Origin of the sequence: Streptomyces resistomycificus (assembly GCF_001514265.1) — a bacterium.
GTDB classification, from domain to species: domain Bacteria; phylum Actinomycetota; class Actinomycetes; order Streptomycetales; family Streptomycetaceae; genus Streptomyces; species Streptomyces resistomycificus.
On record NZ_KQ948999.1, the window covers coordinates 245444 to 266062 of the forward strand.

General features: G+C 68.4%; 19 protein-coding genes and 3 tRNA genes. 4 read left to right on the forward strand and 18 right to left on the reverse strand.

Annotation, left to right across the window (positions count from 1 at the left end; genetic code table 11):
• Positions 1-66 precede the first annotated feature (66 nt).
• The 10 genes from rpoB to AQJ84_RS31495 form a co-directional block, all read right to left on the reverse strand.
• Positions 67-3552, reverse strand: coding sequence for a DNA-directed RNA polymerase subunit beta (gene rpoB / locus AQJ84_RS31450; RefSeq protein WP_030039748.1), 3486 nt, complete (start codon positions 3550-3552; stop codon positions 67-69).
• A gap of 614 nt (positions 3553-4166) precedes the next feature.
• Complete coding sequence (gene rplL, locus AQJ84_RS31455) at positions 4167-4550, reverse strand: 50S ribosomal protein L7/L12 (RefSeq protein ID WP_030039747.1); 384 nt, start codon at positions 4548-4550, stop codon at positions 4167-4169.
• Positions 4551-4676: 126 nt separating this feature from the next.
• Positions 4677-5207 (reverse strand): 50S ribosomal protein L10, encoded by a 531-nt coding sequence (gene rplJ / locus AQJ84_RS31460; RefSeq protein WP_030039746.1) that lies wholly within the window; start codon positions 5205-5207, stop codon positions 4677-4679.
• A gap of 283 nt (positions 5208-5490) precedes the next feature.
• Positions 5491-6339: a hypothetical protein gene (locus AQJ84_RS31465; protein WP_030039745.1), complete on the reverse strand. Its 849-nt coding sequence runs from the start codon at positions 6337-6339 to the stop codon at positions 5491-5493.
• 90 nt (positions 6340-6429) lie between these two features.
• Positions 6430-7284 (reverse strand): hypothetical protein, encoded by an 855-nt coding sequence (locus AQJ84_RS31470; RefSeq protein ID WP_030039744.1) that lies wholly within the window; start codon positions 7282-7284, stop codon positions 6430-6432.
• Positions 7285-7404: 120 nt separating this feature from the next.
• The gene (gene rplA, locus AQJ84_RS31475) at positions 7405-8130 is read right to left on the reverse strand and encodes a 50S ribosomal protein L1 (protein WP_030039743.1); all 726 of its coding nucleotides are present in this window, start codon (positions 8128-8130) and stop codon (positions 7405-7407) included.
• Between the two features lie 76 nt (positions 8131-8206).
• Positions 8207-8641, reverse strand: a complete 435-nt coding sequence (gene rplK / locus AQJ84_RS31480) for a 50S ribosomal protein L11 (RefSeq protein ID WP_005481290.1) — start codon at positions 8639-8641, stop codon at positions 8207-8209.
• 170 nt (positions 8642-8811) lie between these two features.
• The gene (gene nusG / locus AQJ84_RS31485) at positions 8812-9711 is read right to left on the reverse strand and encodes a transcription termination/antitermination protein NusG (protein ID WP_030039742.1); all 900 of its coding nucleotides are present in this window, start codon (positions 9709-9711) and stop codon (positions 8812-8814) included.
• Between the two features lie 77 nt (positions 9712-9788).
• Positions 9789-10076 (reverse strand): preprotein translocase subunit SecE, encoded by a 288-nt coding sequence (secE, locus tag AQJ84_RS31490; protein ID WP_030039741.1) that lies wholly within the window; start codon positions 10074-10076, stop codon positions 9789-9791.
• A gap of 108 nt (positions 10077-10184) precedes the next feature.
• A tRNA-Trp gene (locus AQJ84_RS31495) sits at positions 10185-10257 on the reverse strand.
• Positions 10258-10540: 283 nt separating this feature from the next.
• Here AQJ84_RS31495 and AQJ84_RS31500 point away from each other — a divergent pair.
• Both AQJ84_RS31500 and AQJ84_RS31505 read left to right on the forward strand, forming a co-directional pair.
• Positions 10541-11767, forward strand: a complete 1227-nt coding sequence (locus AQJ84_RS31500; RefSeq protein WP_030039740.1) for a pyridoxal phosphate-dependent aminotransferase — start codon at positions 10541-10543, stop codon at positions 11765-11767.
• Positions 11768-11889: 122 nt separating this feature from the next.
• The gene (locus AQJ84_RS31505) at positions 11890-12921 is read left to right on the forward strand and encodes an adenosine deaminase (RefSeq protein ID WP_030039739.1); all 1032 of its coding nucleotides are present in this window, start codon (positions 11890-11892) and stop codon (positions 12919-12921) included.
• Between the two features lie 27 nt (positions 12922-12948).
• Here AQJ84_RS31505 and AQJ84_RS31510 read toward each other — a convergent pair whose 3' ends face one another.
• The 8 genes from AQJ84_RS31510 to AQJ84_RS31545 all read right to left on the reverse strand — a co-directional run bounded on the left by AQJ84_RS31510 (position 12949) and on the right by AQJ84_RS31545 (position 18176).
• Entirely contained in the window at positions 12949-14004 is a 1056-nt protein-coding gene (locus tag AQJ84_RS31510) for a UDP-N-acetylmuramate dehydrogenase (RefSeq protein ID WP_037802662.1), read from the reverse strand.
• A gap of 523 nt (positions 14005-14527) precedes the next feature.
• Positions 14528-15970 (reverse strand): DHA2 family efflux MFS transporter permease subunit, encoded by a 1443-nt coding sequence (locus AQJ84_RS31515; RefSeq protein WP_030043145.1) that lies wholly within the window; start codon positions 15968-15970, stop codon positions 14528-14530.
• A gap of 96 nt (positions 15971-16066) precedes the next feature.
• Positions 16067-16636 (reverse strand): TetR/AcrR family transcriptional regulator, encoded by a 570-nt coding sequence (locus tag AQJ84_RS31520; protein WP_030043144.1) that lies wholly within the window; start codon positions 16634-16636, stop codon positions 16067-16069.
• Positions 16637-16744: 108 nt separating this feature from the next.
• Positions 16745-17173, reverse strand: a complete 429-nt coding sequence (locus AQJ84_RS31525) for a MaoC family dehydratase (RefSeq protein WP_030043143.1) — start codon at positions 17171-17173, stop codon at positions 16745-16747.
• Positions 17174-17177: 4 nt separating this feature from the next.
• On the reverse strand, positions 17178-17630 hold the full coding sequence (locus tag AQJ84_RS31530; RefSeq protein ID WP_030043142.1) for a MaoC family dehydratase N-terminal domain-containing protein: 453 nt from the start codon (positions 17628-17630) through the stop codon (positions 17178-17180).
• 101 nt (positions 17631-17731) lie between these two features.
• The gene (gene rpmG, locus AQJ84_RS31535) at positions 17732-17896 is read right to left on the reverse strand and encodes a 50S ribosomal protein L33 (protein ID WP_003948671.1); all 165 of its coding nucleotides are present in this window, start codon (positions 17894-17896) and stop codon (positions 17732-17734) included.
• A gap of 88 nt (positions 17897-17984) precedes the next feature.
• A tRNA-Met gene (locus AQJ84_RS31540) sits at positions 17985-18057 on the reverse strand.
• A gap of 46 nt (positions 18058-18103) precedes the next feature.
• Positions 18104-18176 (reverse strand) — tRNA-Thr (locus AQJ84_RS31545).
• A gap of 272 nt (positions 18177-18448) precedes the next feature.
• On the opposite strand from AQJ84_RS31545, the gene AQJ84_RS31550 reads away from it, so the two are divergent.
• Entirely contained in the window at positions 18449-19756 is a 1308-nt protein-coding gene (locus AQJ84_RS31550) for an amidohydrolase family protein (protein WP_053193561.1), read from the forward strand.
• Positions 19757-19962: 206 nt separating this feature from the next.
• On the forward strand, positions 19963-20619 hold the full coding sequence (locus AQJ84_RS31555) for an SDR family oxidoreductase (RefSeq protein ID WP_030043141.1): 657 nt from the start codon (positions 19963-19965) through the stop codon (positions 20617-20619).

The window sequence follows — 20619 nt, forward strand, 5'->3', positions numbered from 1 at the left end:
TCTTAGGGGTCTGAAACGGGGGTCCTGGGGCCGGCGGCCTTCTGTCGAAGGCCGCCGAAACTCCCGTCAGACCTCTTCGACGCTGCTCGGCTCCCGCCGGGACAGGTCGATGCCAAGCTCCTCCGCGGCGCGGAAGACGTCCTCGTCGGTGTCGCGCATCTCGATGGACATGCCGTCCGAGGACAGCACCTCCACGTTGAGGCACAGGGACTGCATCTCCTTGATGAGCACCTTGAAGGACTCGGGGATGCCGGGCTCGGGAATGTTCTCGCCCTTGACGATGGCCTCGTAGACCTTCACGCGGCCGGTCACGTCGTCGGACTTGATGGTCAGCAGCTCCTGGAGGGCGTACGCGGCGCCGTATGCCTCCAGCGCCCACACCTCCATCTCGCCGAACCGCTGGCCACCGAACTGGGCCTTACCACCCAGCGGCTGCTGGGTGATCATCGAGTACGGACCGGTCGAGCGGGCGTGCAGCTTGTCGTCGACCAGGTGGTGGAGCTTGAGGATGTACATGTACCCGATGGAGATCGGGTCCGGGAACGGCTCGCCGGAGCGGCCGTCGAACAGCCTCGCCTTACCGGTCGGCTGCACCATGCGCTCGCCGTCGCGGTTCGGGATGGTGTGGTTCAGCAGACCCGCGAGCTCGTCCTCACGCGCACCGTCGAAGACGGGCGTCGCGACGTTCGTGCCCGGGTCTACCTGGTCGGCACCGATCACCTGGAGGCGCTGCGCCCAGTCCTCGCCGAGCCCGGAGACGTCCCAGCCGCGGCTGGCGAGCCAGCCGAGGTGGATCTCCAGGACCTGTCCCGGGTTCATTCGGGACGGCACACCCAGCGGGTTCAGGATGATGTCGACCGGGGTCCCGTCCTCGAGGAACGGCATGTCCTCGATGGGCAGGATCTTGGAGATGACACCCTTGTTGCCGTGCCGGCCGGCGAGCTTGTCACCGTCCGTGATCTTGCGCTTCTGCGCCACGTAGACACGAACCAGCTGGTTCACGCCCGGCGGCAGCTCGTCGCCCTCTTCACGGTCGAAGACGCGGACGCCGATGACCTTGCCGATCTCGCCGTGCGGCACCTTCAGCGAGGTGTCACGGACCTCACGGGCCTTCTCACCGAAGATGGCGCGCAGCAGGCGCTCCTCCGGCGTCAGCTCGGTCTCACCCTTGGGCGTGACCTTGCCGACGAGGATGTCGCCGGCGACGACCTCGGCACCGATACGGATGATGCCGCGCTCGTCGAGGTCGGCGAGGACCTCCTCGGAGACGTTCGGGATGTCCCGGGTGATCTCCTCGGGGCCGAGCTTGGTGTCACGGGCGTCGACCTCGTGCTCCTCGATGTGGATCGAGGAGAGGACGTCGTCCTGCACGAGGCGCTGCGACAGGATGATCGCGTCCTCGTAGTTGTGACCCTCCCACGGCATGAACGCCACGAGCAGGTTCTTGCCCAGCGCCATCTCGCCGTTCTCGGTGGCCGGACCGTCGGCCAGGACCTGGCCCTCGATGATCCGGTCGCCCTCGTTGACGATGACCTTCTGGTTGACCGAGGTGCCCTGGTTGGAACGGGCGAACTTGGCCAGGCGGTACGTGATGTACGTGCCGTCGTCGTTGGCCGTGGTGATGTAGTCCGCGGAGACCTCCTGGACCACACCCGCCTTCTCGGCCTTGACCACGTCGCCGGCGTCGACGGCGGAGCGGTACTCCATGCCGGTGCCGACGAGCGGGGACTCGCTCTTGATCAGCGGCACGGCCTGACGCATCATGTTCGCGCCCATGAGGGCACGGTTGGCGTCGTCGTGCTCGAGGAACGGGATCATGGCGGTCGCGACCGACACCATCTGGCGCGGCGAGACGTCCATGTAGTCCACGTCGTCACCGGGGACGTAGTCGACCTCGCCGCCACGACGGCGGACCAGGACGCGGTTCTCGGTGAAGCGCATGTCGTCGTCGAGCGTGGCGTTGGCCTGCGCGATGACGAATCGGTCCTCTTCGTCGGCCGTGAGGTAGTCGACCTCGTCGGTGACGATGCCGTCGACGACCTTGCGGTACGGCGTCTCCACGAAGCCGAACGCGTTGACGCGGCCGTAGGAGGCGAGCGAACCGATCAGACCGATGTTCGGGCCTTCGGGCGTCTCGATCGGGCACATGCGGCCGTAGTGGGACGGGTGCACGTCACGGACCTCGAAGCCGGCCCGCTCACGGGAGAGACCACCCGGGCCAAGAGCCGACAGACGGCGCTTGTGGGTGAGACCCGACAGCGGGTTGTTCTGGTCCATGAACTGCGACAGCTGGCTGGTGCCGAAGAACTCCTTGATGGAGGCGACGACCGGCCGGATGTTGATCAGGGTCTGCGGCGTGATCGCCTCGACGTCCTGAGTCGTCATGCGCTCGCGGACGACACGCTCCATACGCGCCAGACCCGTACGGACCTGGTTCTGGATGAGCTCGCCGACGCTGCGCAGACGACGGTTGCCGAAGTGGTCGATGTCGTCGGTCTCGACGACGATCGTCGTGCCGTTGTCGGCGGCGGTCTCGGTCTCACCGGCGTGCAGCTTCACCAGGTACTTGATCGTCGAGATGACGTCCTCGACGGTCAGGACGCCCGCGTCGAGCGGAGCCTCCGCACCCAGCTTCTTGTTGACCTTGTAGCGACCGACCTTGGCCAGGTCGTAGCGCTTGGGGTTGAAGTAGAGGTTCTCGAGCAGGGTCTGCGCGGCCTCACGCGTCGGGGGCTCGCCCGGACGCAGCTTGCGGTAGATGTCGAGCAGCGCGTCGTCCTGGCCCTGGGTGTGGTCCTTCTCCAGGGTGGCGCGCATCGACTCGTACTCGCCGAACTCCTCGAGGATCTGCTCGGTGGTCCAGCCGAGAGCCTTGAGCAGGACGGTGACGGACTGCTTGCGCTTGCGGTCGATGCGGACACCGACCATGTCGCGCTTGTCGATCTCCATCTCCAGCCAGGCACCCCGGGACGGGATGATCTTGGCGGAGAAGATGTCCTTGTCGGACGTCTTGTCGATGGAGGAGTCGAAGTAGACGCCGGGCGAGCGGACCAGCTGCGACACCACGACACGCTCGGTGCCGTTGATGACGAAGGTGCCCTTGCCCGTCATGAGCGGGAAGTCGCCCATGAAGACCGTCTGCGACTTGATCTCGCCGGTCTCGTTGTTGGTGAACTCGGCCGTCACGAAGAGCGGAGCGGCGTACGTGAAGTCGCGCTCCTTGCACTCGTCGATGCTGTTCTTCGGCGGCTCGAAACGGTGGTCGCGGAACGTCAGCGACATCGACCCGGAGAAGTCCTCGATCGGAGAGATCTCCTCGAAGATCTCCTCCAGGCCGGACTTGGTGGGGACGTCCTGACCGGACTCGAGAGCCGCCTCGACCCGACTCTGCCAGGCGGTGTTCCCGAGCAGCCAGTCAAAGCTTTCGGTCTGCAGCGCGAGCAGGTTGGGAACCTCGAGGGGCTCCTTGATCTTTGCAAAAGAGATGCGCAGCGGGGCGGTGCTGGCGGCGTTGTTCGTATTCGCGGTCGAGGCAGTGCGCGAGGCGGCCAAGAGGGGGTCCTTCCGAGGGCTCGGACTCACTACGCGCGTACCGGTCCCTCTCCCGGACACAGAGACAGACGTTTCCTTCACCGGCCCAGAAGGCCAGGTCGGATGCGGTCTGATCGTCGGTGCTCAGGTGAGGGCATGCCCCTGGTGACGGGCAGGGGACAGCTAACAGGCAGCGCAAAGGGTCAGTGTAGCCACTTGGCACACTGATGTCCAGCTCGGGTTTTTGAAGACCCTCGTTGCTCTCAACACCTTCGGCAAGCTCACGTCCTCAACGCACGTTGATACTGCCCTCTTCGTCGCCGATCCATGCCTCGGATTCGGATCCTTGTGACGACGCGTCCTGAGAATTGCGCGCTGCGTGCGGTTCGTCAAGGCCTCGTTGCCCGAACCGGGTGCTGCGCTCGTCACGCGCAGCCTGCACCGGGGGCGCTCGGAGACACGACGAAGATCACCATACTCCGCGCGAACGTCGGTGCAAGGCAGCCGCCGCCCGGCCCCTCGGAACGCCGAAGAGCGACCACCCGGATGGATGATCGCTCTTCGGTGCGTCAGCGTTACAGCCCTCTCAGAGGACCGTGTCAGCTAGCAAGGGAGTCCCTGCGGACTCCGTGGGGTCACTTGACCTCGACGGAGGCGCCGGCGCCCTTGAGGGACTCGGCGGCCTTCTCGGCGGCGTCCTTGGCGACCTTCTCGAGGACGGGCTTCGGGGCGCCGTCCACGAGGTCCTTGGCCTCCTTCAGACCCAGGGAGGTCAGCTCACGCACGACCTTGATGACCTGGATCTTCTTGTCGCCGGCACCGGTGAGGATGACGTCGAACTCGTCCTTCTCCTCCTCGACCGGGGCGGCCGGGCCACCCTGGGCCGGGCCCGCGACGGCGACGGCCGCGGCGGCGGTGACGTCGAACTTCTCCTCGAAGGCCTTCACGAACTCGGAGAGCTCGATGAGGGTCATCTCCTCGAACTGCGCGAGCAGGTCTTCCTGGCTGAGCTTCGCCATGATGGGCGATCCTTCCACTAATTCGGCTGGTGCCGGTATGTACATGTCTGGCGGGCGTACGTTCGGCCCGCGACGACCGTCGCCTCAGGCGGGAAGCCTCAGGCAGCGATCATTTCGGGGGCCGAGTTACTCGGCACCGCCCTGCTCGTCCTGCTTGGCACGAAGCGCGTCCACGGTACGGACGAGCTTCGACGGGAGCGCCTGGAAGACCTGAGCAGCCTGAGTCTGCTTGCCCTTGAAGGCACCCGCCAGCTTGGAGAGCAGAACCTCGCGGGACTCGAGGTCCGCAAGCTTCTTGATCTCGTCGGCGGACAGCGCCTTGCCGTCAAGGACACCGCCCTTGATGACGAGGTTGGGGTTGTCCTTGGCGAAGTCACGAAGACCCTTCGCCGACTCCACCGGGTCACCGGTGACGAAGGCGACCGCCGTCGGACCGTTGAACAGGTCGTCGAGCGTCGAGATCCCGGCCTCGTTGGCCGCAATCTTGGTCAGCGTGTTCTTCACCACGGCGTACTGGGCGTTCTCACCGAGCGAACGACGCAGCGTCTTGAGCTGCGCCACGGTGAGACCCCGGTACTCGGTCAGCACGGCGGCGTTCGAGCTACGGAACTGCTCCGCGAGCTCGGCCACCGCGGCAGCCTTGTCGGGCCTTGCCATAGAGCGTCGGCCTCCTTCCGGGTGATGAGGACCGCTCAGAAGGGGCTGAGAAAACGAAACGCCCCGGCGCAGGCGCACGGGGCGTAGCTCGACCGGTTCTCGCAGCGCGAGCTGCGAACTCCGGGAGCACTTCCACATTCACCTGCGCGGGTCGTCCGCCGTTTCAGCGGATCCTTCGGTCACCGCACCCTCTGCTGAGAACACGGCAACGACCAGCGGTCTTTGGCTTCTGTAGGAGAGTACGCGACCGGATCGTCGCGGAGCAAATCCGCTCCTGCGGCCGTCAGCTCTCAGCGCCCTCCATCTCCTTCATCATCTCGGCGAGGTTCATCGTGTCCTTGGCCGGGGGCGCCTCGACGGTCACCGGTTCGTTGACGTCGAGCAGGGTGACGGTCATGTCGAGCGGGCCCTTGTCGCCGTCGCCGCGCATCCGGAACTGCTTGGTCAGGTCGTCGCCGTCGACCCACATGTCCATGGTGACCTCGTCGACACCCAGCTTCAGGAACTGGTTGACCCGCCGCTCCGCGGTGGCGTCGTCCTGGCCCTTGAGGGACTCGCGGAACCCCTTCCTGGTGACCGTCCCCTTGTAGTGGGTGGTCTTCACTCCGTCGACGGTCTCGGTGCCGACGTTCTCGACGTCCTTGGACCCGGTCAGGAAGGTGGACTGGTCTGCGGGGTTCCTGTCCGCCTGGCCGGCCCCGAGGGAGGAGTCGTTCAGCCCCTCCTCCCCCAGCTCGGACAGATCGAACTTGAGCCAGCTCTTGCCGTCGAGCTCCTCGGCGGCGGCTCCCCCGCCTATGTACATGACCTTGTCGACCAGCCGGATCTCCGCCGTACCGTCCGTCTTCTGGTCGAGCGCCGTCATCTTCATGCTCATGGCCAGGGTGGGCCTCATGCGTATCGCGGCCTCGGCCTTGACCCTGCCCTGCTCCGGAACCCGGCCCGTCATGCGGTAGCGGAAGGAGTCGATGTCCTCCGCCTTCTTCGCCGCCTTCGCGACGGCCGCCGCCGGCGTCATGCTCGGCGACTCCTCCCCCTGCGCGCACCCGGCCGTACCGGCGGCCAGGAACAGTGCGGCGAGGCCGGCACCGGTCGTCCTACCGCGCGCGGACGCACGTACGAATAACACCATTGTTTCCCCCCAAGGAACACACGGCTCGTTCACAGCGAGTCGCGAGCGTATCCCAGGGGACGGGAACAGACCTCTGAATTCCCTTGGGAATCAAGGGGTTTGGCTCTCCCGTGTCGCCAGCAGTTCCGTGAAGTCCTTGGTGTCCTCTGCCGGGGGCCTGCGCACGGAGACCGGCACTCCGTAGTCGCTGTAGTAAGCGGTCTGGGTCAGCTCGCCGGTCGTCATCCGGCCCTTCTCGACCTTCTTGACCAGCAGGTCCCGGCTGTCGACCCAGATGTCGACGGTCTGGGTGGTGACGCCGGCCTGTTGCAGCTGCGTTCGCAGCTCCCGGTCGCCGACGTCGCTCACCTCGACCGTGCCGGAGTAGTGGGTGGCCCGCTGCCCGCCCACCGTCTCCACGCCGACCCTGCGCACGTCCTCGCAGTCCAGCAGCAGCTTCACCGACTGGTTGGGGGTGGTGTTGCGCATCTGGTCCGCGAACGTCGCGCCACCGCCGCCGAGGTCGGCGAGGTCCTTGTAGCGGTACTTGAGCCAGTGCTTGCCGCCGGCCTTCGCGGCGAACGCGTCGCCCATCCGCGCGTAGTAGGCGTCGGACAGGTAGCGGGCCTCCATCGAGGTGACGCCCAGCCCGCGCATCGCCTCGGCCGTCGTGCCGCCCGTGTATGTGATGGTCAGGGTGCCGGTGAGGTCGTCGCGCCAGTCGAGGGCGCCGTCGGACTCGACGGCCAGCTCGGTGCCCGTGACGGTGGTGGCCCGTACCCTGGCCGACCCGGCCCGGTCGGTGGAGCGCTCGGCCGAGCGCAGGGCCGGCAGGAACTCGGAGCTCGGTCCGCGGTCCTCGTCGCGGTCGGTGGCGGACTCGGAGGAGGTACAGGCGGTCAACGCCGTCAGTACTGCCGCCACCGCGGCCGAGACGGCGACGCGAAGCCCCCTCGTGCAACTCATACGTCCCCCCGTGCCTTGCCCTGTCCGCACGCTAACCCAGGGCACACCCCCCGGACACGAGAAACGGGCCCCGCACCGTGAAGGTGCGGGGCCCGTCGCCGACTGGGCGAGCCGTCAGGCTCAGACCGCCGCCGGGTCCTCCTCGACGAGAAGGTTGCGGGTGCGGTTCGGGTCGAGCGGAATGCCGGGGCCGATCGTGGTGCTGATCGCGGCCTTCTTGATGTAGCGACCCTTGGCGGCGGACGGCTTCAGACGGAGGATCTCCTCCAGGGCCGCGCCGTAGTTCTCCACCAGCTTGGTGTCGTCGAACGACGTCTTGCCGATGATGAAGTGCAGGTTCGAGTGCTTGTCGACGCGGAACTCGATCTTGCCGCCCTTGATGTCGTTGACAGCCTTGGTGACATCGGGGGTGACGGTGCCGGTCTTCGGGTTCGGCATGAGACCACGGGGACCGAGCACGCGGCCGAGGCGGCCGACCTTGCCCATGAGGTCCGGGGTGGCGACGACGGCGTCGAAGTCCAGACGGCCCTTCGACACCTCGTCGATGAGCTCGTCGGCGCCGACGATGTCGGCGCCCGCGGCACGAGCGGCCTCGGCACGGTCACCGGTCGCGAAGACCAGGACCCGGGCGGTCTTACCGGTGCCGTGCGGGAGGTTCACGGTGCCACGGACCATCTGGTCGGCCTTGCGCGGGTCGACACCCAGACGGAAGGCGACCTCGACGGTGCCGTCGAACTTGCTCGTGGAGGTCTCCTTGGCGAGACGGACGGCCTCGAGCGGGGCGTAGAACTTGTCCCGGTCGATCTTGGCGTCCGCAGCGCGGAGAGACTTGCTGCGCTTGCTCACTACTGCTCCTGTGTGTTCTTGAGGAGTCGTGGTGCGGGCCGAGCAGGCCCTACCACTTCTGCTGGGAGGTTGGGCTTCAGCCCTCGACCGTGATGCCCATGGAACGGGCGGTGCCGGCGATGATCTTCGACGCGGCGTCCAGGTCGTTGGCGTTCAGGTCGGGGAGCTTGGTCGTGGCGATCTCGCGGACCTGCGCCTCGGTGATCTTGGCGACCTTGGTCTTGTGCGGCTCGCCCGAGCCCTTCTCGACACCAGCAGCCTTGAGGATCATCTTCGCGGCCGGCGGCGTCTTGGTGACGAAGGTGAAGGAGCGGTCCTCGTAGACCGTGATCTCCACCGGGATCACCCAGCCACGCTGCGACTCGGTCGCGGCGTTGTAGGCCTTGCAGAACTCCATGATGTTGACGCCGTGCTGGCCGAGCGCGGGGCCGACCGGCGGAGCGGGGTTGGCCGCACCGGCGTTGATCTGGAGCTTGATGAGCCCCGTGACCTTCTTCTTCTTGGGAGGCATAGCTCTCCGGGTCCTTTCGATTCGGGTCTACCCCCACCCGGGTCGCGTCCCGGATGAAGGCATACCGCACAACGATAACGGGTATAGATGCGCGGCCAAAAACCGAGCAGGTCAGACGGGCTTTCGAGAGCCCTTCTGACCTGCTCGGACGTAGTGGGTCCAGCGAGAAACTAGTTCTTCTGGATCTGGTCGAAGGAGAGCTCGACCGGCGTCTCGCGGCCGAAGATCTCGACGAGACCCTTGACCTTCTTCGAGTCGGGGTTGATCTCGTTGATGGTCGCCTGCAGCGTGGCGAACGGGCCGTCGGTGACGGTGACCGAGTCGCCGACCTCGAAGTCCAGCACCTGGACCTCGACCTTGCGCTGCGGAGCCGGCTTGCCCTCGGCCTCGGCGGCCTCGCGGGCTGCCTTCTCCTCGGCCTCCGGCGCGAGCATCTTGACGATCTCGTCCAGGGTCAGCGGGTACGGGTCGTAGGCGTTGCCCACGAAGCCGGTGACGCCGGGGGTGTTGCGGACGACACCCCAGGACTCGTTCGTCAGGTCCATACGCACCAGGACATAGCCGGGGAGCTTGTTCTGGCGGATGGTCTTGCGCTCGCCGTTCTTGATCTGGGCGACCTCTTCCTGCGGCACCTCGGCCTGGAAGATGAAGTCCTCGACGTTGAGCGACACGGCGCGCTGCTCGAGGTTGGTCTTCACGCGGTTCTCGTAACCGGCGTAGGTGTGGATGACGTACCACTCGCCGGGGAGGGTGCGCAGTTCCTCGCGCAGGGCGGCGACGGGGTCGACCGGCTCGGCCGGCTCCTCCTCGACGTCCTCCACCGCGTCCGCGGCGGCGTCGTCCTCGACGGACTCGACGTCCCCACCGGACTCGACGTCCCCACCGGACTCGTCCTCGGGGTCCTCGTCCGAGTCGTCCTCGACGTGGAGGGCGGTTTCCTCGGCGGGCTCACCCAGTGCGGCTTCAGCAGCCTCGAACTCGTCTACCTCGTCCGCGCCCTCGACGATGTCGAGTTCGTCATCCACGGACTCGTCCGGCTCGACGGCCTCGTTCAGGTTCGGGTCAGACACGGTGGCTGCTTCTTCCTGGATACATGGGGGTGGAACACGCGAAAGGGGCGCCGGTGACGGCGCCCTTCGCTCTTGGCTCAGCCAAAGACGTACTTGGCGGCGTGGTCAAGCCCATAGTCAATCACGGTGACCAGGCCGATCATGATGACGACGAAGACGATCACAACGGTCGTGTACGTCGTCAGCTGGCTACGCGTAGGCCATACGACCTTGCGGAGCTCAGCGACAATCTGGCGATAGAAGAGGGCGAGGCGCTTCAGCGGGCCCTTCTTGGCACGCTTGCCGCCCTTACGAGTCTTCTTCTTGGACTCCGGCGCCTCGTCCTCGGCATCAGGCATGTCGATGGAGCCCACGGCGTCCGTCACTCGTCCTCACCTGATTCCGGGTCGTGGCCGTGCCGCGCCCGGTCTGAGCCGCACGGCGGTGCATTGCTGTACGTACATGCGCACACATCCTGGCGAAGGAGTGTGTAGCAGGGCCGGAGGGACTTGAACCCCCAACCGCTGGTTTTGGAGACCAGTGCTCTACCAATTGAGCTACGACCCTTTGTGTGTTCCCCAACGTACCGCATCCGACCGGATGCTCGGTGTGCACCGGTCGAGCGCAGCCTGCTGGAGGCCAACGAGGTGAGAGTGTACGTGTTCTGTGGCCCCCCGTCGAACAGAAAGCGCCCGTAGGGGCCTTGTGGACGGAAGAACGGCGGAAGACCGCCGCAAGATCGCCCTGGCCGTGTCGGGGATCCGGACGGGTGTTCTGGGGTTTGCCCGCACATGTTCAGTCCGTGAAACCCGCGTGCCGGGGTTGTTTCCGGTCTGGAACGATGGGCTCCATGAGCGCTGCAACCCCTCCCACCGAGCGCCGGGTCTCCGCCCGCGTCGGCGCGATCTCCGAGTCCGCCACCCTCGCGGTGGATGCCAAGGCCAAGGCCCTGAAGGCCGCCGGGCGGCCGGTGATCGGCTTCGGCGCCGGTGAACCCGACTTCCCGACTCCGGACTACATCGTCGAGGCGGCCGTCGAGGCCTGCAAGAACCCGAAGTACCACCGCTACACGCCGGCCGGTGGTCTGCCCGAGCTGAAGGCCGCGATCGCCGCGAAGACCCTGCGCGACTCGAACTACGAGGTCGACCCGTCGCAGATCCTCGTCACCAACGGCGGCAAGCAGGCCATCTACGAAGCCTTCGCCGCGATCCTCGACCCGGGCGACGAGGTCATCGTCCCGGCGCCCTACTGGACGACGTACCCGGAGTCGATCCGGCTGGCCGGCGGTGTCCCGGTCGACGTCGTCGCCGACGAGACCACCGGCTACCGCGTCAGCGTCGAGCAGCTGGAGGCCGCCCGTACGGAGAAGACGAAGGTCGTCCTCTTCGTGTCGCCGTCCAACCCGACCGGCGCCGTCTACAGCGCCGAGGACGCCGAGGCGATCGGCCGCTGGGCCGTCGAGCACGGTCTGTGGGTGATGACGGACGAGATCTACGAGCACCTCGTCTACGGCGACGCCACGTTCACCTCCCTGCCCGCTCTGCTGCCCGAGCTGCGCGACAAGTGCGTCGTGGTCAACGGCGTCGCCAAGACCTACGCCATGACCGGCTGGCGGGTCGGCTGGATCATCGGCCCCAAGGACGTGGTGAAGGCGGCGACGAACCTCCAGTCCCACGCCACGTCGAACGTGTCCAACGTGGCCCAGGTCGCGGCGCTGGCCGCGGTGTCGGGTGACCTGGAGGCCGTGGCGAAGATGCGCGAGGCCTTCGACCGGCGCCGCAAGACCATCGTGCGGATGCTCAACGAGATCGACGGCGTCCTGTGCCCGGAGCCCGAGGGTGCGTTCTACGCCTACCCGTCGGTGAAGGGCCTGCTCGGCAAGGAGATCCGCGGCAAGCGTCCGCAGGACACCGTCGAGCTGGCCGCGCTGATCCTGGAGGAGGCCGAGGTCGCGGTCGTCCCGGGCGAGGCCTTCGGCACGCCGGGCTACCTGCGGCTGTCGTACGCGCTGGGTGACGAGGACCTCGTCGAGGGTGTCTCGCGGATCCAGAAGCTGCTGGCCGAGGCCCGGGACTGAGTCCGTCACAGGGCGGTCACCTACGGATTTTCGTAGGTGACCGCCCTGTTTGTTTGTGCGAGCAAGACCACTAAAGGGGAAAGTGCTACCGGGACGGCGGGGACGTACGGCAGGATCCTGGAATGGAGCGTGTACGTGATGTCTCTGAGCTGCCGAAAGCCCATCTGCACCTGCACTTCACCGGTTCGATGCGGCCCGGCACCGTGCTGGAACTGGCCGACAAGTACGGCGTGCGCCTGCCCGAGGCGCTCACCGAAGCCCTGACCGGCGGGGAACCGCCCAGACTGCGGGCCACCGACGAGCGGGGCTGGTTCCGTTTCCAGCGCCTCTACGACGCGGCGCGCTCGTGCCTGCGGGAGCCCGAGGACATTCAGCGGCTGGTGCGCGAGGCCGCCGAGGAGGACGTGAACGACGGCTCGGGCTGGCTGGAGATCCAGGTCGACCCGACGTCGTACGCCCCTCGCCTGGGCGGTCTGATCCCCGCCCTCGAAGTCATCCTCGACGCCGTGGAGACGGCGTCCCGGGACACCGGCCTGGGCATGCGTGTCCTCGTCGCCGCGAACCGGATGAAGCACCCGCTCGACGCGCGCACCCTGGCCCGCCTCGCGGTGCGGTACGCGGACCGTGGCGTGATCGGTTTCGGGCTGTCCAACGACGAACGGCGGGGCATGGCTCGGGACTTCGACCGTGCCTTCGCCATCGCGCGGGAGGGCGGGCTGCTGTCGGCACCGCACGGTGGCGAGCTGACCGGGCCCTACTCGGTACGGGACTGCCTCGACGACCTGCACGCGGACCGGCTCGGGCACGGTGTCCGGGCGGCGGAGGACCCGCGGCTGCTGAAGCGGCTGGCGGACCGGGGCATCACCTGCGAGGTGTGCCCGGCCTCCAACGTCGCCCTCGGCGTGTACGAGAAGCCGGAGGACGTGCCGCTGCGCACCCTCTTCGAAGCGGGGGTTCCGATGGCTCTCGGCGCCGACGATCCGCTGCTGTTCGGCTCCCGTCTCGCGGCGCAGTACGACATCGCCCGCCGGCACCACGACTTCTCGGACCAGGAGCTGGCGGAGCTCGCCCGGCAGTCCGTGCGGGCGTCGGCTGCGCCGGAGGAGACGAAGGCGAAGCTGTTGGCGGGGGTCGACGACTGGCTGACCGCGTAGGGGGTGGGGGCGTGGACGGGCTGCTTCCTAGAGGCTGACGCCGACCGTCACCGGCTCGTTGACCAGCGTGACCCCGAAGGCGTCCCGTACGCCGGTGACGACCTCGCGGGCCAGGGTGAGCAGGTCCTCGGTGGTCGCCGAGCCCCGGTTGGTGAGGGCGAGGGTGTGCTTGGTGGAGATGCGGGCCGGGCCGGTGCCGTAACCCTTGGTGAAGCCCGCCTTGTCGATCAGCCAGGCGGCTGACGTCTTGGTACGTCCCTCGCCCGCCGGGTACGCCGGCGGCTCCACGCCTTCGCCCAGGCGGTCCCGCACGCGCGCGTGGAACGCGGTGAACTCCTCCTCGGTGAGGATGGGGTTGGTGAAGAAGGAGCCGGCCGACCAGGTGTCGTGGTCCTCGGGGTCCAGGACCATGCCCTTGCCGGAGCGCAGCTTCAGGACCGTCTCGCGGGCGTCGGCGAGCGGCACGCGGTCGCCCGGCTCCACGCCCAGGGCCCTGGCGGTCTCGGCGTACTTGATCGGCCCGGACAGGCCGTCGGCGTCCTCGAGGTCGAAGCGGACGCGCAGGACGACGTAGCGCTCGGGGGCGTCCTTGAAGCGGCTGTGGCGGTAGGAGAAGGCGCACTCGGCGTTCGGGATCGTGATCGTCTCGCGGGTGAGCCGGTCGTAGGCGGTCACTTCGGTGATCGTCGAGGAGACCTCCTGGCCGTACGCCCCCACGTTCTGGATGGGGGTCGCGCCGGCGGAGCCGGGGATGCCGGCCAGACACTCGATGCCGGCGAGTCCCGCCTCGACGGTGCGGGCTACCGCGTCGGTCCACACCTCGCCGGCGGCCAGTTCGAGTCGGGTGCCGTCGAGGACGAAGCCCTTCGTGGCGATGACCAGGGCGGTGCCGGCGAAACCCTTGTCACCGATGACCAGGTTCGATCCGCCGCCGATCAGCAGGAGGGGGGTCCCACTGTCGTCGGCCTCTCGGACGGCCGCGATCACCTCGGCGTCGGTCGCCGCGGTGACCAGACGGGTCGCGGGGCCGCCCAGGCGGAAGGTGGTCAGAGGGGCGAGGGGGGCGTCGTGGAGTTCCTGCACGGGCTCAAGACTACGAGACGGGGGTGGGGCGGGTGCCTGCGGCGGCCCGCGGGTGTGGGCGGGGGTGCGCGTAGCGCCTGGGGTTCGGGGGTGGGTCGGGGCCGTGTCGGGGGGTGTCCGTCCTCGGAACGTCGCGGAATCGGTTTGTTGGTAGGGGTACTCGTGTTGACGCGACAACCGCTGCGGGCGGGCACCCCCCGACACGTCCCCTTCCCGCCGTGGGCGGCTGCGGCTTTTCAGCCCGTCCGGCGTTTGAGGACGAGGCCCGTCCAGGGCCGAAGCGGGGGCCTGGGGGCGGCAGCCCCCAGAGACGGTCACCTCTTGGCCGACCGAGTCGGGTGGTGGGTGGGCATAGGTCCGGGGGTCTGGGGGCGGCAGCCCCCAGAGACGGTCACTTCTTGGCCTACCGAGTCGGGTGGTGGGTGGGCATAGGCCCCGGGGGCTGGGGGCGGAGCCCCCAGGGGGCAGTAGCAGCGCCGGGGGCTGGAAGTTGCCGTACCCCCGGCGGTCAGAGCTTCGCGTCTCAGGAACCCGTCGTCTCCAGAACCGGCGCCGATTCGTCCGCCGACGTGTCCGGAACCGGGGTCGCCCGCCCCCGCCTCGGGATCATCAGTGCCGCCGCTCCGGCGAGCGCCACCACCCCCGCCCCGGTGACCAGCGCAGGCTGCAGCCCGTCGACGAAGGCCTGCCCGGTCTCGTAGCCACCCTGCGCGGCGAAGATCGACGCCATGACGGCGATGCCGAGCGCCCCGCCGACCTCGCGCAGGGCGTTGTTCGCACCTGAGGCGATGCCCTGTTCGTGGGCACGGACGCTGGACATCACCAGGTTGGAAGCGGGGGCGAAGAAGAGTGCCATGCCGATGCCGCTGATGATCAGGCCGGGCAGCTGGGCGCCGTAGGAGGCGTCGGGGGTGACCACCGAGGCCATGTACGCGAGGCCCGCGGCCTGGAGGAAGAGCCCGGTGGCGACGACAGGGCGGCCGCCGACGCGGTCGGAGAGGATGCCGGCGATCGGGGCGACGAGCATCGGCATGCCGGTCCAGGGCAGCATGCGCAGGCCGGCCTCGGTGGGCGAGTAGCCGAGCACACCCTGCATGTACTGGCTGAGCAGGAAGATCGACCCGAACATGCCGAGGAACATCAGCAGGCTCGCGACGTTGATGCCGGTGAAGGCACGCGACCGGAAGAGCCTCATCGGCAGCATGGGGTTCTTGTTGTGGATGCCGTGGTGCACGAATCCGACGAGCAGCGCGGCGCCCGCGAACAGGCCGGTCAGGACCATGGGGCTGGTCCAGCCGTCGACAGGGCTGCGGACCAGGCCGTAGACGATGCCGAAGAGTCCGCCGCTGGCGAGCAGCGTGCCGACGATGTCCAGCCGGGCGCCGGCGCCGTAGGACTCCCTGAGGCGCAGGCGGGCGAGCGGCAGCAGGGCTATGCCCAGCGGGACGTTCAGCCAGAAGATCCACTGCCAGGAGATGTGCTCGGTGAGGCTGCCGCCGATCAGCGGACCGGAGGCCACGGCGAGTCCGTTGACCGCCCCCCAGATGCCGTACGCCATCCCGCGCTTGGCGGCGGGCACGGCTGCCGTGAGCAGGGTGAGCGTCAGGGGCATCATGATCGCGGCGCCCACGCCCTGGACCGCCCGGGCGGCGATGAGGCTGTCGATGCCGGGTGCCATGGCCGCGGCGGCGGACGCGGCCGTGAAGACGGCCGTTCCGATGATGAAGAGCCGGCGACGGCCGAAGCGGTCGCCGAGCGCGGCGCCGAACATGAGGAAGACGGCGAAGGTGAGGGTGTAGGCGCTCACCGTCCATTCCAGGTCGTGCAGGGCTCCCCCGAGGTCCTCGCGGATGGAGGGCAGCGCGGTGGTGACGACGAGGTTGTCGAGGGCCGCCATGAATCCGGCGACGCTGGTGATGACGAGGGCCCAGACGGCCCCTCCGCGATGTGCGGTCTGTTGTGACATCTCTCCCCCAGAGAGTGATCGTCAAGATCAGTTAGTTATTGATGACTAACTTTCATGATCAGAAAAAGGCGCTCACGCCACCTTCCCCTTGGCTTCCTACTTCTCCAGCCGGCCCTTTTCCCGCGCCGACGGATAGAGCCCTTCCCAGACCCGGTGTTCGGGCGGGAAGCCCATGGCCACCAGGCAGTTGATGAGCATCCCGTACGCCAGGAAGGTCGTCGTCTCCTTGACGTCGGCACCGAGAGGCAGATGAACGGTGTCCCACAGCCGCATCCAGCCGGCCCGCACCGACTCCCCGAACTCATGCTCGCCGGCCTCTTCGGCCGCGGCCACGGTGACGAACATCTGCATCTGCATCATGAGCCGCTCGGGCCGCTCCGCGATGACCTTGGTGTACGCGTTCGCCATGGCGTGCAGCGCCTCTTCGCCCTCGAGGCCCTCGGACGCCTCCTCGAAGGTGCGGATCGTGTCCTCCACGCACCTCTCGGCCGCCGCGAGGAAGATCGCCTTCTTGCTCGGGAAGAGCCGGAAGAGATACGGCTGCGAGACGCCGACCCGCTTGGCGATCACCTCGGTCGAGGTGCCGTAGTACCCCCCTCGGGCGAACTCGGCGGTCGCCGCTCGGATGACGCTCTCGCGCCTCTCTTCTGCGCTCATCCTGACCATGCAACGTAAGTTAGTACTCAATCACTAACTTCGTCAAGGGTGTCCGCCGCGAGTGCAGCAGTAAGGGGCGCCTCGCAATGGAGGGCGCCCCTTACGGAAACTCCGGGCTCAGCCCAGTCGTACGACCGCTCGCGACATCCCCAGCACCTTCTGGCCGGCGCTCATCGCGACGAGGTCCACGCGGACCGTGTTGTCGTCCAGCTTGACGGCCACCTTGCCGCTGACCTCGATGGTGGCGCCCTGGTCGTCGTTCGGAACGACGACGGGCTTGGTGAAGCGGACTCCGTACTCGACGACCGCGCCCGGGTCGCCGGTCCAGTCGGTGACGACGCGGATCGCCTCGGCCATGGTGAACATGCCGTGCGCGATGACGTCCGGCAGCCCGACCTCCTTGGCGAACTTCTCGTTCCAGTGGATCGGGTTGAAGTCCCCGGAGGCTCCTGCGTACTGGACGAGGGTGGCGCGGGTCACGGAGAACGTCTGGGCGGGCAGTTCGGTCCCGACCTCGACGTCGGCGTACGCGATCTTGGCGGTCATCTGCTCACGCCTCCTCGGCCGCGCGGGCCACGAGCTTGGTCCAGGCGGTCACGACGTGCTCGCCAGCCTCGTCGTGGACCTCGCCGCGGATGTCCAGGATGTCGTTGCCCGCCATGGACTTGACGGCCTCGATGGTCGACGTGACCGTGAGCCGGTCGCCGGCGCGCACGGGACGGACGTAGGCGAACTTCTGGTCGCCGTGCACCACCCGGCTGTAGTCCAGGCCGAGCTGCGGGTCCTGGACGACCTGTCCCGCCGCCTTGAAGGTGATCGAGAACACGAAGGTCGGCGGGGCGATCACATCGGGGTGTCCGAGCGCCTTGGCGGCCTCCCGGTCCGTGTACGCCGGGTTGGCGTCCCCCACCGCCTCCGCGAACTCACGGATCTTCTCCCGGCCCACCTCGTAGGGGTCGGTGGGCGGGTAGCTCCGCCCCACGAAGGACTGGTCGAGCGCCATGGGCTCGGCACCTCCTGGTTGCTCTACTGACCGGTATGGGTCGCTCAACGACGCGAGGCCGCCCCCGATCTCTCGGGGACGGCCTCGTGTACGAGCCTGATTTATCGCGTTTCGCGGTGCGCGGTGTGCGCGTTGCAACGCGGGCAGTGCTTCTTCATCTCCAGTCGGTCCGGGTTGTTACGCCGGTTCTTCTTGGTGATGTAGTTCCGCTCCTTGCACTCCACGCAGGCCAGCGTGATCTTCGGGCGGACGTCGGTGGCAGCCACAGGAGTGCTCCTTGACGAACGGATGGGACGATTAACGCATAGAAGAGTAGCCGATCGAAGGACCGACCCCACAATCGGCTACTGTCTGTAGCGGTGACCGGACTTGAACCGGTGACACAGCGATTATGAGCCGCTTGCTCTACCGACTGAGCTACACCGCTGAGATGCGATCGGAACCCGTCTTGCGACGGGAACCTCTCACACCAGAGCCCCAATACGGAATCGAACCGTAGACCTTCTCCTTACCATGGAGACGCTCTGCCGACTGAGCTATTGGGGCGAGCGATGAAGACATTACACGCTCGGCAGCCGTTCACCCAAATCCGTTTCGCGGCCCCCGTCCCGGCCCGAACCGGGCCCCTCCCACGGGTCTCCGGCGCCTCTCCCGTACGGCGGACCACACCGATACGACTATTGCGCTCCTCCCCGTTGTGAGCGAGTCGTCACCCTAGGCTCGACTCACTCTGCGTGATCTTGCGTCCCCGTGCTTTTGCGCAGTCCGCCTGGGAGTAGCCCGCCCAGGCGTCCGCAGCCTCGAGTCCCTGGAGCGCGATGCCCGACAGCCAGCCGCAGCCGCCCCACTCCTCGTCGGATCCAGAGCCGGAGGCGTCATGGGGCTCCGGTCCCTCCGAGGCGGCCTCCCTCCTGCTGTGCGGCGCGCGCCTCACCGACGGCCGGACCGTGGACGTACGGCTGGGCGGCGGGCGGATCGAGGCGGTCGGCACGGCGGGGAGTCTGGTGGCGGGCGGTCCGCGCGCGCGTGGCGCGCGCGTGGACCTCAGCGGCTATCTGCTGCTGCCGGCCCCCGCCGAGCCGCACGCCCACGGCGACACCGCGCTGTCCGCCGACGGTGAGGGACCGGTCTCGTCCGACGCTCATGACATCCAGCGCCGGGCCACGGAAGCCGCGCTCCTGCAACTCGGACACGGGACCACCGCGTTGCGGGCACACGTGCGCGTGGGGGACGTCCAGGGGCTGGGCGCGCTGGCCGCCGTGCTCCAGGCGCGGCGTTCGCTGCGCGGGCTCACCGAGCTGACGACCGTGGCGATGCCGCGGGTGCTGACCGGTGTGGCCGGGGCCGACGGGCTCGCGATGCTGCGGGACGCGGTGAAGATGGGCGCCTCCGTGGTGGGCGGGTGTCCGGATCTGGACCCCGATCCGACGGGCTATGTACAGGCCGTCCTTGAGGTCGCCTCCGAGCACGGCTGCCCTGTCGACCTCCACACCGACGCCACCGAGCCGGGCCGGCTGTCCCGGCTCGCGGCGATGGCCGGCGGGCTGCGCCCGGGGGTGAGTCTCTCGCCGTGCGGGGGCCTGGGGCGCCTGTCCACCGAGGTGGCGGCCCGGACCGCCGACCAGCTGGCGGCCGCCGGTGTGGCGGTGGTGTGCCTGCCGCAGGGCGGCTGCGGGGGCGTGGAGCCGCAGGGCGGCCGCGAGGGTGGGGAGCAGCCGGGCACGGCTCCGGTGCGGCTGCTGCGCGCGGCCGGGGTACGGGTCGCCGCGGGCAGCGGCGCCCTCCGTGACGTGTCGAACCCGGTCGGCCGCGGGGACCCGCTGGAGGCGGCCTACCTGCTGGCCTCCCGCTACGGCCTGCACCCCGAGGAGGCCTACGACGCGGTGAGCACGTCGGCGCGGGCGGTGCTGGGTCTGCCCGAGGTGCGCGTGGAGGCGGGATTCCCCGCAGAGTTGCTCGCCGTGCGCGGCGACCGGCTGGCGGGGGCGCTCTCCCTGGCGTACAGCCGGATCGTGGTGCACCGGGGGCGCGTGGTGGCGCGGACGAGCGCGGTACGGGAGTACTGCAACTCGGCCGCTACGTCGGAGTGGGGGCTGCCTCGGCAGGGGCGCGGGGACGTGTCGTAGAGGGCGTGCGGGAGCGCCGTAGGAGGGGGCATGGGGGCATGGGTGTTTTGTGTGCGGGTGTGCGGGTGTGCGGGTGTGCGCTGGAGGCGGGCGGGGGGTGGCGTCAGGGATTGTGTGATGCCCTCGTCCGCGCCTTGGGCGTATGTGCCTGAGGTGTCGCCTGAGCCGTGCGGCGGATGCGGCTGTGCGGGCGTACGGTCGAAGGCATGCGCATTGTCATCGCTGGTGGACATGGTCAGATCGCGCTGCGGCTGGAGCGGTTGCTCGCCGCGCGCGGGAACGAGGTCGCGGGGATCATCCGCAAGGCCGAGCAGGGCGACGACCTGCGGGAGGCCGGTGCCGAACCGGTCCTGCTCGATCTGGAGTCGGCCTCGGTCGAGGAGGTCGCGGCGTATCTGCAGGGAGCGGACGCGGCCGTCTTCGCGGCCGGTGCCGGCCCGGGCAGCGGCGTGGCCCGCAAGGCCACGGTGGACAAGGGTGCGGCGGTGCTGTTCGCGGACGCGGCGGTCCGGGCGGGCGTACGACGCCACGTGGTCGTGTCGTCCATGGGCGCCGATCCCGGGCACCAGGGCGACGAGGTCTTCGACGCGTACCTGCGCGCGAAGGGAGAGGCGGACGCGTACGTCAGCGGCCTCGACGCGCTGGACTGGACGATTCTGCGCCCCGGTTCGCTGACCAACGACGCCGGCACCGGGCTCGTACGGCTGGAGGCGCACACCGGCCGCGGCATGATTCCGCGCGACGACGTGGCCGCCGTGATCGCGGAGTTGGTGGACACTCCGGCGACCGCCGGGCTGACCCTGGAGCTGGTCGGCGGGTCGACGCCGGCGTCGGTGGCGGTGAAGTCGGTGGCGGGTAACTGA

Excerpts from the sequence above, each read along its gene's own strand:
- rplK (WP_005481290.1), bottom strand. The coding sequence starts at position 8,641 with ATGCCTCCCAAGAAGAAGAAGGTCACGGGGCTCATCAAGCTCCAGATC.
- AQJ84_RS31530 (WP_030043142.1), bottom strand. The coding sequence starts at position 17,630 with ATGGCGCTCGACCAGTCCTTCGTGGGGCGGAGCTACCCGCCCACCGAC.
- AQJ84_RS31515 (WP_030043145.1), bottom strand. The coding sequence starts at position 15,970 with ATGTCACAACAGACCGCACATCGCGGAGGGGCCGTCTGGGCCCTCGTC.
- rplL (WP_030039747.1), bottom strand. The coding sequence starts at position 4,550 with ATGGCGAAGCTCAGCCAGGAAGACCTGCTCGCGCAGTTCGAGGAGATG.
- AQJ84_RS31525 (WP_030043143.1), bottom strand. The coding sequence starts at position 17,173 with ATGACCGCCAAGATCGCGTACGCCGACGTCGAGGTCGGGACCGAACTG.
- AQJ84_RS31500 (WP_030039740.1), top strand. The coding sequence starts at position 10,541 with ATGAGCGCTGCAACCCCTCCCACCGAGCGCCGGGTCTCCGCCCGCGTC.
- AQJ84_RS31465 (WP_030039745.1), bottom strand. The coding sequence starts at position 6,339 with ATGGTGTTATTCGTACGTGCGTCCGCGCGCGGTAGGACGACCGGTGCC.
- AQJ84_RS31550 (WP_053193561.1), top strand. The coding sequence starts at position 18,449 with ATGCCCGACAGCCAGCCGCAGCCGCCCCACTCCTCGTCGGATCCAGAG.
- AQJ84_RS31505 (WP_030039739.1), top strand. The coding sequence starts at position 11,890 with ATGGAGCGTGTACGTGATGTCTCTGAGCTGCCGAAAGCCCATCTGCAC.
- AQJ84_RS31470 (WP_030039744.1), bottom strand. The coding sequence starts at position 7,284 with ATGAGTTGCACGAGGGGGCTTCGCGTCGCCGTCTCGGCCGCGGTGGCG.
- AQJ84_RS31520 (WP_030043144.1), bottom strand. The coding sequence starts at position 16,636 with ATGGTCAGGATGAGCGCAGAAGAGAGGCGCGAGAGCGTCATCCGAGCG.
- AQJ84_RS31555 (WP_030043141.1), top strand. The coding sequence starts at position 19,963 with ATGCGCATTGTCATCGCTGGTGGACATGGTCAGATCGCGCTGCGGCTG.
- rplJ (WP_030039746.1), bottom strand. The coding sequence starts at position 5,207 with ATGGCAAGGCCCGACAAGGCTGCCGCGGTGGCCGAGCTCGCGGAGCAG.